A 14,964-nucleotide genomic window follows, 5' to 3' on the forward strand; every position below is an offset into this window, starting at 1 on the left:
TTAAGAAACAAAATGCGGTGAAATGATATGTTTTATGCAAAAAAATGCAGTTGTTTTAAAAATACTCAGTGCTTTTCTGCACCATTTCCTGCGGAGTTTGCAGCTGGCCGCTGCTCATCATATAGGACATCATGCTGCCGGCTGCAAAAAAGCTCAGAACGGCCAGAATAATCATCAGCCAGGCCAGCAGTTTTTCCCAGAATGGCGCCGGGCGCGGGGCGCCGTAACGGTTCATGCCGGGAGTGCCGGAAGCCAGCAGCAGATAGAAAATGAACAGGATGTTGATGACGGGCAGCAGCATCAGCAGCATCATCCAGCCGGATTTATCCAAGTCATGCAGGCGGCGCGCAGTCAGCACGATATAAAAATAAAGATAAAACACCAGCAGCGCGATATAGCCCAGTCCAGTCATGCCTGTCAGCGCATCGATAAACTGATTGTTTAAAGACATGGTGCTGAGATTGAAAATGCCCATGGCCAAGCTGAAGGCAATCGAGGCAAAGAAGCTGATCACATTGAGAAAAGCATACCAGCCGATAAAGCTCAAGCGCCCGAAGCGGCCGCCTATAGACAGCGGATGATCGCTCTCAGGGGCAGGATTGCGGGAAAAAAATGGAGAGGGGTCTTGTGAATTCATGGGCGGAACCAGCTGATAACCAGTGTATTGTAAAGGGGACGTGCTGTATGGATTTACTGCATTATTATAGAACTAAAATTCAGAATGAAAAGAAATGTTCAGATACGCAAATGAGACAGGAAAGGCTTGAATTTTGCTGCAAGCCTATGTTTTAAATAGAATGATCAAAATACGACCAAAGCAGGGTTGATCTGCTTTAAAAATAACCGCCATACTGGCGCTATGCAAAAAAATATAAAACCAAAAATGTGGCATGCATCTCGTGATGAGATGAAGAAAATCAAGGATGTAGAATTATGAATGAGATCTATCCTGTACCTGAAAGCTTTAAAAAAACCGCCCGTATTTCGGAATCACAATACTTCGAGCGCTATCAGCAGTCCATCGAGCAGCCCGATGAGTTCTGGGCAGAGCAGGCGCGTAAAATTGACTGGATGAAGCCGTTTAGCCAAGTGAAAAATACCAGCTTCAACGCAGACGATTTTAAAATTGAATGGTTTGCCGATGGGCAGCTGAATGTCAGCGCCAACTGCCTTGACCGCCATTTGAAAGAACATCCGCATAAGCCGGCCATTATTTGGGAGGGCGACCATCCTTCACGGCATAAAATTATTTCTTTTGAAGAACTGCATGATGAAACCTGCCGTTTTGCCAATGTGCTGAAAAAGCATGGCGTAGGCAAAGGCGACCGCGTGGTGCTGTATATGCCGATGGTGCCGGAAGCGGCGATTGCCATGCTGGCCTGCACCCGCATTGGCGCCGTGCATTGCGTGGTGTTTGGCGGCTTCTCGCCAGACTCGCTGGCCAGCCGCATTGAAGACAGCCAGGCGAAAATGGTCATTACGGCGGATTGCGGCATGCGCGGCGGCAAGCCGATTCCGCTGAAAGAAAATGTGGATACCGCATTGCAGGCGGAGGGCACATCTTCTGTGCAGCATGTGATGGTAGTGCACCGCACGGGCAATCCGATTGAAATGAAGCCGGAACGCGACCTGTGGTATCACATGGAAATTATGTCGGTCAATGACATTTGCCCGCCGGAAGCGATGAATGCTGAAGATCCGCTGTTTATTCTGTATACCTCGGGCTCGACCGGCAAGCCGAAAGGCGTGCTGCACACCACCGGCGGCTATCTGACCTATGTGAACTGCACCTTCCGTGAAATTTTTGATTTAAAGCAGGACGATGTCTTTTGGTGCACGGCCGATGTCGGCTGGATTACCGGGCACTCCTATGTGCTGTATGGCCCGCTGTCCAACGGCACCACCACGGTGATGTTTGAAGGCGTGCCGCAGTATCCGACGTGGGCGCGTACGGGGCATATAGTGGATAAGCACAATATCACCATTCTTTATACAGCGCCGACGGCGATCCGCGCCATGATGCGTGAGGGCGACCGCTTTGTGCGGGAAAGCGACCGCAGCAGCCTGCGCCTGCTGGGCTCAGTCGGTGAACCGATTAATCCTGAAGCCTGGCATTGGTATTATACCGTGGTCGGCGAAAGCCGCTGCCCAATTGTCGATACCTGGTGGCAGACTGAAACCGGGGGCATCATGATTTCTCCGCTGCCTGGCGCAACTGCGCTGAAACCCGGCTCGGCAACCCGCCCATTCTTTGGCGTGCAGCCTGCAGTGGTGGATGGCGACGGCAAAGAGCTGCAAGGCGCAGCCGAAGGCAATTTGATTATTAAGGATTCTTGGCCCGGGCAAATGCGCACCATTTGGGGTGATCCAGCGCGCTTTATTGAAGCCTATTTTTCAACCTATCCCGGCGCATATTTTGCTGGAGATGGCGCGCGCCGTGATGCGGATGGCTATTACTGGATTACCGGCCGTGTCGATGATGTGCTGAATGTCTCAGGCCACCGTTTGGGAACCGCGGAAATTGAAAGCGCGCTGGTGGCGCATGAACTGGTTGCGGAATCTGCGGTGGTTGGCATGCCGCATGAGATTAAAGGGCAGGGCATCTGCGCATTCGTCACGCTGCAGGCGGGCGCCGCGGAGACCGATGAGCTGCGCAAAGAGCTGGTGGCTTGGGTGCGCAAGATTTTAGGGCCTGTGGCAACGCCGGATGCGCTGTATTGGGCGCCTGCGCTGCCGAAGACCCGTTCCGGCAAAATCATGCGCCGGATTTTGCGCAAAATTGCCGCCAATGAACTGGATTCATTGGGAGATACTTCAACATTGGCCGAACCGCAGGTGGTGGATAACCTGATTGCTGAGGTGCAAAGAACCAGTTAAGTGTTTGCATGCGCTTTTCTTCTCTCGCTTTCAAAGGGAAAGAGGATGTTCAGCTTTTCAGAATTTGCACAGAATTCGATTTGAAGAGAATGCCGCTGAATAGCCAGCGGCATTTTGGTTTGCGCCATCAGCAAGCGGGCATGGAGATCAATCACGGCGAAAGGCTCTGCTAAATTGGGTCAGTTGGAACAGGATCCGATTGCCTGATGAATGCGCCTGCCGCACTGCATATTATCCAAAGCTGTTTTAGTGACAGGCCGCGCAATCACAGCACAGTTTAATCTAGAGCGTTTCTGGCATTATGCACGTGCGTCCGATCCGGTCTTCTATTCTCAGCTTTATGGGATAGCGCTCTTAAAAGCCTCAGATGAGAGGCTTTTAATCTGAGAAAAAGAGCTCAGCAGGCTGTTCAGCGACGGTGAATATTTTCCAAGGTATCCACCAAGGTGCGGGTCATCTGGTCAATTTCATAGTTGACTTCATCACCCGCTTTGGCATCTTTCCATGTGGTGAGGCGCAAGGTTTCAGGAATCAGATCAATCGATATTTCCTCCGCATTGCGGTCGACGCGGTTGACGGTGAGGCTGCAGCCATTCAGGCCAATAAAGCCTTTCAGAAAAAAGTATTTGATATTGCCGTCCGGGATGTGTAGGTCAAGATGCAGGGTCCCGCCGCTGCGGCTGAGGTTTCTGATCTGCGCTGTGCCTTCAATGTGGCCGTATAAGTTATGGCCGCCATTTTCCGCGCCGACTTTGGCGGAGCGTTCAATATTGACTTCATCGCCAGCCTGCAGGTGTTTGAGTGTGGTCAGGCTGAGGGTCAGGTCAGAAACATCAAAATGTACTTGATTGGCGGGCAGATCAATATGCGTTGCAGTGAGGCAGGTGCCGTTGACTGCAACACTGGCGCCAATAAAGATATCCTGAAAAAATTCATGATCATTGGAAATGACCAGCGTGATATAGCCTTCACCGGTGCGGATCTCTAAAATTTTTTCTAAGCCTTGAACAATGCCGGTATACATCTGCAGATTTCCTTTATGCTGAATGCGGAACTGTTTTTAGTGTAAATGGATTTTTGCGGTTTGAGGCTGAAATTTTGGTCTGAGCGGTCAGGTTGCAAGATAGGCTGAGGGCAGTGCAGCATAAATTCTAGGTGATTTAGTACAGCAAAGGTGCGCACGACACGGCTCTGTATTGCGTTCAGTTTTTGGATAGTGAGCGGGCGGCTTCAGCTATATCCAAGCTTGGCGCCTCGTCCTGCTTAATTTGCGTATTGATGCCCAAGTTTTATTGGCCTGCTGCGATTTTGCCTGTACCGCTTGGGCACGCTGGTTCAAGACCAGCAATGCGCGCCGCCGAGCAAACGGTCAATTTCGCTGAATTTAATGCAATGCACATGGATGGGTGCAGCATCCCCGAGTTCATCAATAATGGCCTGCAGCAAGGTTTCAGTTTTTGATGGATGATGCAGCCTGCCTGAAACAGCCGCAATCTTCAGCGGTTTTTGGCGATGGACATTCGGCATTTTTAAACCTAGGGGTGGTTTTTTGGAATGCCTTGTATTTATCCTGAGGGCGCTTATCTCTGTAAAATAAGCAAAAACCTAAAAGTGATCTGTTTTTTGAGATAATAAGCTGGATTTAAAAAGATGCATCTTTTGGGCGGATTAATTGATTGAATTTTCAATTTATATTGAATTTTGCTCAGGATTTTCGGCCAGCAGATAAAATTTATATGAAAAAATGATTTGAATGGAAGATTTCAAGAAATCCGCATGAAACCGAAGAATTTGTAGTGCAAATCCATAGATTCATAAAAAAATAGTTATAACTTGCGTATCCATCATGGCGCGACTGTGGTTAGAATAGAGGGTACTGTGCACAAGATCTTATCACGCTGCTTATGAATATATTAATCGTTGATGATCATCCGCTGTTCCGCCATGCTTTAATTCAAGCCGTGCGCTACAGTTTACCGCAAGCTCAAATTCATGAGACGGCGGCAGTAAATGAATTTTATGAACGTTTGGAAAATGGCCCTGAACCGGATTTAGTCCTTTTGGACTTGAACTTGCCGGGCGCTTCAGGCTTTTCAGCGCTGGTTCATGTCCGTGCACAATATCCTTCTTTACCGATCATTGTGGTTTCTGCACATGAAGAAACTTCGATCATTCAGCGCGCGATTGCGCATGGCGCAATGGGCTATATTCCAAAATCTGCGCATCCTAGCCATATCGGCGAAGCGATCCGCCAGGTGCTGGAAGGCGAAATTTGGCTGCCGCCGAATTTGCCGGCCAATGTCAGCTTTGATCCGCGTGCAGCCGATGAAACGGCTTTGGCGGAGCGCATTCAGTCTTTAACGCCGCAGCAGTTCCGCGTGCTGATGATGGTTGCAGAAGGCCTGCTGAACAAGCAAATCGCTTATGAGCTGGATGTTTCAGAAGCGACGATTAAAGCCCATGTCACGGCGATCTTCCGCAAGCTCGGCGTGCAAAACCGCACGCAGGCGGTGCTGGCGATTAACGCGCTGAATATTGAAGAAAAGAAAATGTAAGCGTCAAGACGCTGTAAAAAAAGACCTCCGATGAGGTCTTTTTTTATGGCTGGATGTTCAGCCTGCTTCAAGCGGAACATCCCAGTTTTGCTTAAGCAATGCAGTCCTGCTTTGGCGTCAAGTCTGTGCAGAACAGTGGATTCAAGGCGCATTGCAACTCATCAATCTGCTCATCGGTCACATAGCCCTTAGCTTTCAGGTATTCCGCGACGCGGTCATCGCGCAGGCTGAGGAACGCGGCATCATACACGCCGAGATCAACAAACAACGCGGCAGTTTCCAAGCTGTTGAACCGGTCAAGATAAACGTCGTTGCCATACATCAGGAATATGTGATCCTGAGAGGAGTTGGCATCAACGCCGAGGCGCTCCGCCAATTCAAAAGGCGGCGTTTTAATAAACAGCAAATCAGACAATTCATCAAACTGAGTGGTATCCAGCTGATCCAGGCCCGTTTTGACTTTGCCCAGCCAGGCTTTAAACACCAGCACAGCGCCGCCGCGCAGCAGCATGCTCCAAATCTGATGGCGGACCTGCGGATTCAAGTCTGCGGATTCCGCTTCCAGCCGCTGCAGCAGTTTTTCTTCCTGCTGCGCCAAACGCTCAAACAGGCCTAAGCCATGCGGCTCGTAAGCTGATGGCGCAAATACGTCAAATTTCAGTTCATCAAAGACTTGCAGCGCGAGTGGAACCGCGCTTTGATACAGCGTGTCCAGCGCCTGCAGATGAATATCATCCAGTTTGCTGAATTTAAAAATCTCAGCCCAGCGGATTTCAGGCAGCAGGGCATTGACGCCGTATTCACGGTGGAATTGCTGGGTACAGTGAATGCCATGCGGGACAGATGCAGAAATATTCATAATTCAACTCCAATTAAGGCGGCAGATCAGTTTTGAAATTCACATGAAAAGGCTCCTGTGAATTGTGCACGGCTTTTGCTGCAGAAAACTGATGTGGTCATGAACTATTTGTAGGATGGAAATGAGGTGAATAAAAATACGACTAAAGTTTAAAATCGCATTGTTTCTATTAATATTTTATATAAAACATAGGCTTTTAAAATTGTAACGAAGTATACATTTGTTCACTCAATGTAATGGTCAACTTCTGCCATAGGCAAAGCTCATTTGAGCATTTTGGTCATTTTTCATCCTTCATTGTCTGGCCTTTTTGATGCATTTTGCCTATGCCATTAAAAATAATGCTATTTGGCTTAAGCGCTGATGAATTTCTGGATAAAAAAAGCCCATTTCACGTGATTGAAATGGGCTGCAGATGTGGACTTAAGTAAGGGCCGTGTATAGAAACCGCAGCTTAACTTCCTGAAATTTTCAGGCCGGACAGCCATGAGCGCAGCGAGGCCGGTTTCAATGGCTTTTTCAGCAGCACAATGTTGAGTTCTTTCAAGCGCTGCGGCAGTTCAGGATCGGAGTCGGCGGTAATCAGCGCGACCGGCACATTTTCCTGACGGTTTTCCAAAATGAAATCCAAACCGACTTTGTTGTTATTCAAGTGCTGATCAACCAGCCACACCTGAATATTTTCCTGCTGCAGCATGTCTAGCGCCTGTTCAGGCTCTGTGGCTTTAAACACCTGATAGCCCCATTTGGTCAGCAGGGTGGACATGCCTTCCAAGATGGTTTCGTCATTGTCTAAGCACAGGATTTTATAGGCTTTGGTTTTCAGCGGCACGGCCTGAATTGGCGCCACAGTGACTTTCGGCGCTTCGACAATCGGCACATCAATCATGAAGCATGAGCCTTTGCCCAGTTCCGAGTAGACATGCACCGAGTAGTCCAGCAGGCTGGTCATGCGCTGTACAATGGCGAGACCCAGGCCAAGCCCTTGTTCGCCCCATGGCGAGGTATGGCCGCAGCGCTCGAATTCCTGAAACAGCTTGATGCGCTGTTCTTCAGCAATGCCGGGGCCGGTATCCCAGACGCCAATGCGGATATGGTTCGGCTTGCCTGCCGCGCGCAGCACACCCACCACCACGCGTCCGCGGGCGGTGTAGCGCAGCGCATTGCTGACAAAGTTCTGAATGATGCGGCGGATCCACTGCGGGTCGGTATCAATCCAGAACTGCGCGTCATGCACGCTGAATTTGATGCCGCGCTGAGCAGCAATGGATTTGAACTGCAGCTCAAGGTCGCTGAGCAGGTCATGCAGCGGATAGGACTGGCGCTTCGGCTGAATGGTGCCTCCTTCCAGGCGGGCGATGTCCAGCAGGGCAGAGAGCATGCTTTCTGCACCATGCAGCGCCCGGTCCAGCTGCTGCAAGGTTTTGCGGTCTTCTTCGCTTTGCACGCTCTGTTCCAGCGCTGTGCTGAACAGGCGCGCCGCATGCATCGGCTGCAGCAGGTCGTGGCTGGCTGCGGCAATAAAACGGCTTTTCGACATATTGGCTTTGTCAGCCGCTTCTCGCGCCAGCTGCTGCTCAGACAGGGCATTGGCCAGCTGCTGGGTGCGGTCCTGCACACGGGCTTCCAGCACCGCTTCGTTTTCACGGAAGGCGGTAATGTCGGCAAAGGTGGTGACGAAACCGCCGCCTTCAATCGGGTTGCCGCGCATTTGAATCACCCGGCCGTCTTTGCGGATGCGTTCAAATTCATGCGAGCTGCCGACCTGCATCCAGTGGATGCGCTTGCGCACATGCTCTTCGACCGAGCCGGGGCCGCATTCGCCGCGTTCGGCGTTGTAGCGGATCAGATCGGCAATCGGGCAGCCGACGTAGACAATATCTTTTGGATAATCAAACAGTTTTAAATATTGATTGTTCCATGCCACCAGACACATGTTTTCATCCACCACGCTGACGCCTTGGGTCATGTGGTCAATCATGGTCATGATCAGGTTTTGGTTAAAGCGCTGCCATTGTGAAGCTTGGTCCAAAATATTGGCGACTTGGCCTAAGGCTAAGCCGTTGTTGACCATGGCGGTGGTCAGCAGGGTCCGCGCTGAAGCTGCGCCGATGGTGCCGGCGAGGTACTGTTCGGTAAAGCGCCACCACATGCCGTTGGCGCTGCTGTTCTCATTCAGCGTGACATCATTCTGCGTGCAGAACTGCTGGAAGGCGCGGGTGGCCGCGCCTTCGCCGGTAATGCGCTTGGCCAGCGTGATTAAATCGCCGACTTTCAGGCGCGCCACATCGTGATGCAGATAATTGATGTCATTCGAGGTATTGTGCGACGGCAAGGGCTTGGTTTCGTAATAGAAAAAGCTTTCCGCCTGAATCTGTTCCGCAATGCTCGGGCGGAAGATCCGCGACACCCAAACATACAAAATAATATTTAGGCCCAGTGCCCACACAACGCCATGGGTCAGCGGATCAAAGGATTCAAAGCCCAGCAGCGCTTCGGGACGCAGCCAGTTCATGCCGAAAGGGCCAAAATCCAGGAAATGCTGAGTATAGCTTTTAAATTGCGCCGGCAAGCTGCGCAGTACCGTTGGCAGCAGCAGGGTATAGGTCCATAAGGCGAAACCGGTCAGCAAGCCGGCATATACGCCTTGCTTGCTGCCGCCGCGCCAGTACAGGCCGCCTATCAGCGCAGGAGCGAACTGCGCCACCGCGCTGAATGCCAATAAGCCGAAGACTGACAGCTGGTCAATATCGTTAAAGAAATGGAAGAACAAAAAGCCCAGCAGCATGACGGCCAAAATACACACGCGGCGTGTGAACTTCAGCACCAGCGGTAGGCGTTTGTCATGGCGGGACAGTAAATTGGTGCGCCACAGCGCCGGCATGATCAAGTCATTGCTCAGCATGATGGACAGCGCGACCGAAGACACCAGCAGCATGCCGGTAGAGGCCGAGAAGCCGCCCAAAAACGCCAGCAGGGTCAGCCAGTCCTGATTATAGCTGAGCGGCAGCGACAGTACGGCAACATCTGGAATAGCCAAATACGCCGGCGCTGCATGCAAAGCCCAGCTGGCAATCGGGATAATCGCGATGATCGTCAGGATCAAATACACGGCAAACCAGCGCCGCGCGCCGCGGATGTGCTTTTCATCGCGCAGCTCAACCACCGCAACGTGAAATTGACGCGGCAGGCAGATAATCGCCAGCGCCGCCAGCAAGGTCTGGATCCAGAAGCTTTCCGGTACGCCGAACAGCTGCACATCTTTAAAGGTGGCGCTGATATCGGCATTGATTTGATGCAGGTTTTCCGGCGCATCAAAAACGAAGAAGAAAGCCACTGCGAGCAAGGCAAACAGTTTGACAAAGGACTCAAAGGCCACAGCCAGCATCAGGCCGCCGTGCTGCTCGGTATTGGCGATTTGCCGGGTGCCGAACATCATGGCGAGCACCGCCAGTATGCCGGTCAGGAACAGCACGCCGTTGGTAGTGCTGCTGACGCCTGCCGGCGAATCTAAAATGACCGAGGCGCTGAGCGCAATGGCGCGCAGCTGCAGGGCCAGATAGGGAATGATGGCAATGACGGCTAAAATCGTCACCAAAGACGCCAGCGGGCCGCTTTTGCCATAACGCGCCGCGACAAAGTCAGCAATTGATGAAATGGCGTGGTGCTGGCGCACCCGGCCTAAGCGGCGCCAAATGTCATAGCCTAAGGCGACGAACAGCAAAGGCCCTAAATAGATGGGCAGAAAGATAATGCCTTCACGCACAGCTGCGCCAGTTGCGCCGTAAAATGTCCATGAAGAGCAGTAAACGCCCAGCGTCAGACTGAACAGCAGCATGCGCCCGCGGGTGCTGAGCCTGCTGGCGTGCTTTTCGCCATAAAATGCGCAAATGAATAAGAGTGCAATGTAAAGGGCCAATACCCCCATGATAAGCCAGCTGTTCATACTGCCTGCAGCATTAAAATCTTATGCTTATCATACCTTATCTCAGCAATTTCGTCGGGAACTGATCAAAATTTAACGACCAAAGTCTAAATTACAAAGACCCTGCAAGATTGCTAACTTTAAGAGCGAAATAATTCGAATTAAAAAATTGCGCCCAAGGCTGGGTGCTTACAGGAGCAAAGTTATGGATGAGAGACAAGTAGAGCAAATTCTACAGAATCCAAAATTTAAGGAAATGGTCGCCCGCAAAAGCAGACTGAGCTGGACGTTGACCATCATTATGCTGGTGGTTTACGTTGGCTTCATGCTGTTGGTTGGCTATAACAAAGAATTTTTAATGTCATCGGTGAGCGGCGGTGTAACCACCATCGGCATGCCATTGGGTTTAAGCATTATTGTACTGTCTTTTGTGTTGTGCGCTGTTTATTCGTATATCGCGAATAATACGCTTGATTCATTAAACCAAGAAGCAATGCGTGAAGTTGAAGCAATCACTCATGAAAAAGGACTGCACTAAGATGAAATGGAATTCATTGAAAGCACAAGCGCTGGCTGCACCAGCACTGCTGATGTCAAGCATGGCAATGGCAGGACCGGATTTAGGCGAAGCGCAGCAGCAAGCGACCAACTGGCATGCGATCATCATGTTCGCCATTTTTGTTGGCTTTACCCTTTTAATCACGAAATGGGCGGCAAAGCAAACCACCAACACGGCTGATTTCTATACAGCGGGCGGCGGCATCTCAGGTTTCCAAAACGGCTTGGCGATTGCCGGCGACTATATGTCAGCAGCGTCATTCTTGGGTATTTCCGCAATGGTGTTCAGCTCAGGCTTTGACGGCCTGCTGTATTCATTAGGCTTCATGGTGGGCTGGCCAATTGTATTGTTCCTGGTTGCTGAGCGTCTGCGTAACTTGGGTAAATTCAACTTATCGGACGTGGTGTCATTCCGTTTGGCTGAAAAACCAGTGCGTACTTTAGCGGCAATGAGTTCACTTGTGGTTGTTGCATTCTATCTGATCGCTCAGATGGTGGGTGCAGGCCAGCTGATCAAACTGCTGTTCGGCTTGAACTACAACATCGCAGTCGTGATTGTGGGCCTTCTGATGATGGCTTACGTAATCTTCGGCGGCATGCTGGCGACAACTTGGGTACAGATCATTAAAGCGGTAATGCTATTGTCTGGCGCAACATTCATGGCTTTCATGGTTATGAAAGGCGTGGGCTTCAGCTTCGCTGAAATGTTCTCTCAGTCAATTGAAGTATTCGCTAAAGTTCATGACGTAACGCTGGCAGAAGCAGGCAACATCATGGGCCCAGGCAAACTGGCTGCAAACCCGATTGATGCGATCTCTCTAGGTCTGGCATTGATGTTCGGTACAGCAGGCCTTCCGCACATCCTGATGCGTTTCTTCACAGTAAAAGATGCGAAAGAAGCGCGTAAGTCAGTGGTTGTGGCAACAGGCTTCATCGGTTACTTCTACCTATTAACCTTCATCATCGGTTTCGGCGCGATCCTTTATGTATCGAACAACCCGCAATTCCTTGATATGGCGAAAATGGCGGTTACTGGCAAGCTGGAGCTTGTTGGCGGCAACAACATGGCTGCGGTGCACTTGTCTGACGCATTGGGCGGCGACTTGTTCATGGGCTTCATTTCAGCGGTAGCATTCGCAACAATTCTTGCGGTTGTAGCGGGTCTGACGCTGTCTGGCGCTTCAGCAATCTCTCATGACTTGTATGCAAACGTATTCAAGAAAGGCCAAACAACGCCTGAATCTGAACTTCGCATGTCTAAAATTGCAACTTTGGGCTTAGCGATCTTCGCAATGATCTTGGGTATTCTATTCGAGAAGCAAAACGTTGCGTTCATGGTGGGCTTGGCATTCTCTGTAGCAGCATGCGCAAACTTCCCAGTGCTTGTATTGTCTATGTTCTGGAGAGGCTTGACGACTCGCGGCGCAGTGATCGGCGGCTTGGTTGGCTTATTGACAGCAGTGACACTGATTATCTTATCTAAAGCAGTTTGGGTAGATACTCTAGGCATCTCTGAAACACCAATCAACCCATTCAATGGCCCTGCAATCTTTGCAATGCCGCTGGCATTCATCTGCTGCTGGTTATTCTCTGTGACTGACAGCTCAGCGCGCGCTGAAGCGGAACGCAAAGCATTTAATGCGCAGTACGTACGTTCACAAACAGGTATCGGCATCTCTGGCGCATCAGATCACTGATCTGAATGCCAATAAAAAAAGCTCCGTAAGGAGCTTTTTTTATGTCCGGCGATAAGGCAGAGGAACAGCCGAAGCATGGCTGGCCATGCTTTACTGCCGCGTATAGCGCTCGCCATTCAAGGTCATTTGCCATTTGCCCTGTTCTAAATGCGGCGCCTGATCAATCTTGAATTCTTTATTTAGACTCCCTTCGCCAATACTGAAGCTTTGGCTGCTGAAATGGCTGATTTTGGCTTTCACCGATGCAGAGGACATTCCGCTGAATGTTTCATCTGCAAGCTGTTTTTCGGTATGGTCTTTATGTTGATAGCTGACTTCGCCTGACGGTTTGATCATCAGCTCGCTGTGGTCATTTTTCCATGTGCCCAAAAAGTCTTCACGGTCTTTCAACAGAGGACTGTTTTGCGTGCAGGCGCTGAGGATGACGGCGCAAATGGGCGCAAGCAGGAAGAGCCGGATATTCATTGTATGCCCTCGCGTGCAGACATGATTCTTAATGTACGCCTGCGCTGGGAGGGATACAGCAGTATTTTGATCACATTATGTAATTTGGGCAGGTGCCGGATGATGCAGCCGTAAAAGAGCGCTGCCGCGCTGACAAAATTAACTTTGTGGCGGGCTTGCGCTTCATGCTAAGTTGAATTCAGATTCAGCCCCTTGCTGGACTGCAGAATAAAAAAGATTCACATAAGAAACCACGGGAATGATGGCATGCAAGGATTGATTGATTTTTGGAAGAGCTTCCGCTTATTGCCCTCGGCATGGCTTCTGCTGCTGCAGCTGCTGATTTTAATTTTGACGGCTGTGCCGAATTTCAGCATGAGCTATCGGGCGCTGCTATGGGTGCTTGGGGTGCTGGTGCTGCTGCTGATCGCCAAAGTGATCCGCCAAACCCCGATGTTTACGATTTTGGGCCTCAGTTTTGTCAGCGGCGCAGTGCTTTTTTCGACCTTGATCATTCTTGGATTTAAGAGCCCGCATATTCAGATCATCGCGCATAGTTTTGAAGCGCTGGCCTATTTCAGCGCGGCCTATGGATTGCTGCGCTATATGTTTGCAGACGGCTATTTAACCAAAGATGAAATGTTTGCTGCGGGCGCCGTATTTACATTGATTGCGTGGGGCTTCGCTTTTCTATACAGCATTTGCCAGCTGATTTATCCCGGCAGTTTTTTTAATCCCGATATTCCCGGCAGGCAGGCTTGGCTGGATTTGCTGTTTTTAAGCTTCAGCCTGCAGTCGGCGACAGGGCTATCCGATCTGATGCCTGTCAGTGCGCCGGCAAGAGTTTTGGCGATGCTGCAAATGTTTTGCGGCGTCATGTATCTGGCCGTGATTGTCTCCAGATTGATCGCATTGCATTATGTCGCGCATTTGCCCAATAAGCATAAAGATGAATAGGGCGGGCAGCTTAAATTCAGACCTAAAAAAAGGACGCTGAAAAGCGTCCTTTTTTTACATTCAATTTCTAAAATGGATTAGAAACGGAATTTAGCATTTACGCCAGCAGTTTGAGTATCACGCTGTGAATTTTCAGCATTGGCATTTACATAGTTCACACCAACAGCTACGGCTGGAGTGATGAAGTAATTTGCATTAAGGCCCCATGCAGTGCTTGGAGTCTCCTTAAAGCTTGATTCTGTGTAAGAAACACCCGTGCTTAGCTTTGGAGTTAAATAAAGATCTGTTTTTAATTGGTAAAGCGTATCTTCGCCGTAAACTAAACCAGCTTCAAAGCCGATAGACATGTTAGTGCCGTCAATCGCGCCTACATATTTAGTGCGTGCAGTGATCGCATCTTGGTCATCTGCAATTGTACCTGTTTCCAATGCAGAAATGACGCTGCCATTGCTTAGGTTATTGAATGTATCAAATGCGAATTGATCAGCAACGCTGGTGTAACCGACAGCAACCAAGAAATTAGGCGCAATAACTGCACCAAGTTCTAATGAATAACGGTCACCATTGCCATCAGACAATTTAGCAATATTTTCGTTATTTAAAGGATTATTTGCTGTGAAGTTGTTTTTAGCATCAGTTTTTGAGTGATTATAAGAGGCACTTGCATAGACAGGAACAACTTGAGTTGGGATGTATGCTTCAGCTTTAATGCCGTAAGAATGCTGTTGAGCCTCAGCTTCTTCATTAATGTTTGCTGCAGGAACCTTAACATCTGCAGTATATTGGCCGAAAGAATATGCCGCAGAAACATTCGAAGCTTGGTTTAAGAATGCCGCTTCGGCCAATGGGCCTTTAGACGAATCAACGTCTTTGAAATAGTAAGTGCCTTGAACTGAACCTGTATAGTTATTGTTATTCATTGTGTCATCAAAGTATTCAACTTGACCTTTGATTTCTGTTTGATATGCGTGAGCACCGGTCATGGCTAATAATAAAGCAGAGGCTAAACCGAGTTTTTTCATAATAGTTACCAGTTATGTTGCAAATGGATTAAACATTGAGCATTGTATTGTAACAGTTTATTAAGTCAAT

The 14,964-nt window shown here is 49.7% G+C and carries 12 protein-coding genes and 1 pseudogene; 6 read left to right on the forward strand and 7 right to left on the reverse strand.

Features of this window, described 5'->3' with window-relative positions:
- Nucleotides 1-55: 55 nt before the first annotated feature.
- Nucleotides 56-637 carry a DUF805 domain-containing protein gene (locus ACE3T3_RS06310; RefSeq protein WP_374665144.1) on the reverse strand — a complete coding sequence of 194 codons (582 nt, stop codon included), beginning with the start codon at nucleotides 635-637 and terminating at the stop codon, nucleotides 56-58.
- Nucleotides 638-933: 296 nt separating this feature from the next.
- Between ACE3T3_RS06310 and acs the strand changes: the two genes are divergently transcribed.
- On the forward strand, nucleotides 934-2,877 hold the full coding sequence (gene acs / locus ACE3T3_RS06315) for an acetate--CoA ligase (RefSeq protein WP_374665146.1): 1,944 nt from the start codon (nucleotides 934-936) through the stop codon (nucleotides 2,875-2,877).
- An 8-nt stretch (nucleotides 2,878-2,885) separates the two neighbouring features.
- The gene (locus ACE3T3_RS06320; RefSeq protein WP_374665148.1) at nucleotides 2,886-3,050 is read left to right on the forward strand and encodes a hypothetical protein; all 165 of its coding nucleotides are present in this window, start codon (nucleotides 2,886-2,888) and stop codon (nucleotides 3,048-3,050) included.
- A gap of 236 nt (nucleotides 3,051-3,286) precedes the next feature.
- Here the strand turns inward: ACE3T3_RS06320 and ACE3T3_RS06325 are convergent, their stop codons facing one another.
- Entirely contained in the window at nucleotides 3,287-3,901 is a 615-nt protein-coding gene (locus tag ACE3T3_RS06325; protein ID WP_374665150.1) for a riboflavin synthase subunit alpha, read from the reverse strand.
- 326 nt (nucleotides 3,902-4,227) lie between these two features.
- Nucleotides 4,228-4,404: pseudogene (locus ACE3T3_RS06330) on the reverse strand (FMN reductase); the annotation flags it as partial.
- Nucleotides 4,405-4,781: 377 nt separating this feature from the next.
- Between ACE3T3_RS06330 and ACE3T3_RS06335 the strand changes: the two are divergent.
- Nucleotides 4,782-5,432, forward strand: a complete 651-nt coding sequence (locus ACE3T3_RS06335) for a response regulator transcription factor (protein WP_005006791.1) — start codon at nucleotides 4,782-4,784, stop codon at nucleotides 5,430-5,432.
- Nucleotides 5,433-5,523: 91 nt separating this feature from the next.
- Here ACE3T3_RS06335 and ACE3T3_RS06340 read toward each other — a convergent pair whose 3' ends face one another.
- Both ACE3T3_RS06340 and ACE3T3_RS06345 read right to left on the reverse strand, forming a co-directional pair.
- Nucleotides 5,524-6,291 carry a hypothetical protein gene (locus tag ACE3T3_RS06340; protein ID WP_374665152.1) on the reverse strand — a complete coding sequence of 256 codons (768 nt, stop codon included), beginning with the start codon at nucleotides 6,289-6,291 and terminating at the stop codon, nucleotides 5,524-5,526.
- Nucleotides 6,292-6,745: 454 nt separating this feature from the next.
- Nucleotides 6,746-10,237 (reverse strand): PAS-domain containing protein, encoded by a 3,492-nt coding sequence (locus ACE3T3_RS06345; protein WP_374665154.1) that lies wholly within the window; start codon nucleotides 10,235-10,237, stop codon nucleotides 6,746-6,748.
- Between the two features lie 184 nt (nucleotides 10,238-10,421).
- Between ACE3T3_RS06345 and ACE3T3_RS06350 the strand changes: the two genes are divergently transcribed.
- Both ACE3T3_RS06350 and ACE3T3_RS06355 read left to right on the forward strand, forming a co-directional pair.
- A complete protein-coding gene (locus tag ACE3T3_RS06350) occupies nucleotides 10,422-10,754 on the forward strand; it encodes a DUF485 domain-containing protein (protein WP_374665156.1) in 333 nt (110 codons plus the stop codon).
- Nucleotide 10,755: 1 nt separating this feature from the next.
- Nucleotides 10,756-12,471 carry a cation acetate symporter gene (locus tag ACE3T3_RS06355; protein WP_374665158.1) on the forward strand — a complete coding sequence of 572 codons (1,716 nt, stop codon included), beginning with the start codon at nucleotides 10,756-10,758 and terminating at the stop codon, nucleotides 12,469-12,471.
- 90 nt (nucleotides 12,472-12,561) lie between these two features.
- On the opposite strand, the gene ACE3T3_RS06360 is transcribed toward ACE3T3_RS06355, so the two are convergent.
- The gene (locus ACE3T3_RS06360) at nucleotides 12,562-12,936 is read right to left on the reverse strand and encodes a hypothetical protein (RefSeq protein ID WP_374665160.1); all 375 of its coding nucleotides are present in this window, start codon (nucleotides 12,934-12,936) and stop codon (nucleotides 12,562-12,564) included.
- 246 nt (nucleotides 12,937-13,182) lie between these two features.
- Here ACE3T3_RS06360 and ACE3T3_RS06365 point away from each other — a divergent pair, with 246 nt between their 5' ends.
- On the forward strand, nucleotides 13,183-13,872 hold the full coding sequence (locus ACE3T3_RS06365) for an ion channel (RefSeq protein ID WP_374665162.1): 690 nt from the start codon (nucleotides 13,183-13,185) through the stop codon (nucleotides 13,870-13,872).
- Between the two features lie 77 nt (nucleotides 13,873-13,949).
- Here ACE3T3_RS06365 and omp33-36 read toward each other — a convergent pair whose 3' ends face one another.
- Nucleotides 13,950-14,894 (reverse strand): porin Omp33-36, encoded by a 945-nt coding sequence (gene omp33-36, locus ACE3T3_RS06370; RefSeq protein ID WP_374665164.1) that lies wholly within the window; start codon nucleotides 14,892-14,894, stop codon nucleotides 13,950-13,952.
- Nucleotides 14,895-14,964 lie beyond the last annotated feature (70 nt).

It is taken from the genome of Acinetobacter sp. (assembly GCF_041919735.1).
Lineage (GTDB): Bacteria > Pseudomonadota > Gammaproteobacteria > Pseudomonadales > Moraxellaceae > Acinetobacter.

Bases quoted from the DNA above. Each gene is read 5' to 3' on its own strand.
- acs (WP_374665146.1), top strand. From the start codon at position 934: ATGAATGAGATCTATCCTGTACCTGAAAGCTTTAAAAAAACCGCCCGT.
- ACE3T3_RS06365 (WP_374665162.1), top strand. From the start codon at position 13,183: ATGCAAGGATTGATTGATTTTTGGAAGAGCTTCCGCTTATTGCCCTCG.
- ACE3T3_RS06350 (WP_374665156.1), top strand. From the start codon at position 10,422: ATGGATGAGAGACAAGTAGAGCAAATTCTACAGAATCCAAAATTTAAG.
- ACE3T3_RS06360 (WP_374665160.1), bottom strand. From the start codon at position 12,936: ATGAATATCCGGCTCTTCCTGCTTGCGCCCATTTGCGCCGTCATCCTC.
- ACE3T3_RS06355 (WP_374665158.1), top strand. From the start codon at position 10,756: ATGAAATGGAATTCATTGAAAGCACAAGCGCTGGCTGCACCAGCACTG.
- ACE3T3_RS06325 (WP_374665150.1), bottom strand. From the start codon at position 3,901: ATGTATACCGGCATTGTTCAAGGCTTAGAAAAAATTTTAGAGATCCGC.
- ACE3T3_RS06335 (WP_005006791.1), top strand. From the start codon at position 4,782: ATGAATATATTAATCGTTGATGATCATCCGCTGTTCCGCCATGCTTTA.
- omp33-36 (WP_374665164.1), bottom strand. From the start codon at position 14,894: ATGAAAAAACTCGGTTTAGCCTCTGCTTTATTATTAGCCATGACCGGT.
- ACE3T3_RS06340 (WP_374665152.1), bottom strand. From the start codon at position 6,291: ATGAATATTTCTGCATCTGTCCCGCATGGCATTCACTGTACCCAGCAA.
- ACE3T3_RS06345 (WP_374665154.1), bottom strand. From the start codon at position 10,237: ATGAACAGCTGGCTTATCATGGGGGTATTGGCCCTTTACATTGCACTC.
- ACE3T3_RS06310 (WP_374665144.1), bottom strand. From the start codon at position 637: ATGAATTCACAAGACCCCTCTCCATTTTTTTCCCGCAATCCTGCCCCT.
- ACE3T3_RS06320 (WP_374665148.1), top strand. From the start codon at position 2,886: ATGCGCTTTTCTTCTCTCGCTTTCAAAGGGAAAGAGGATGTTCAGCTT.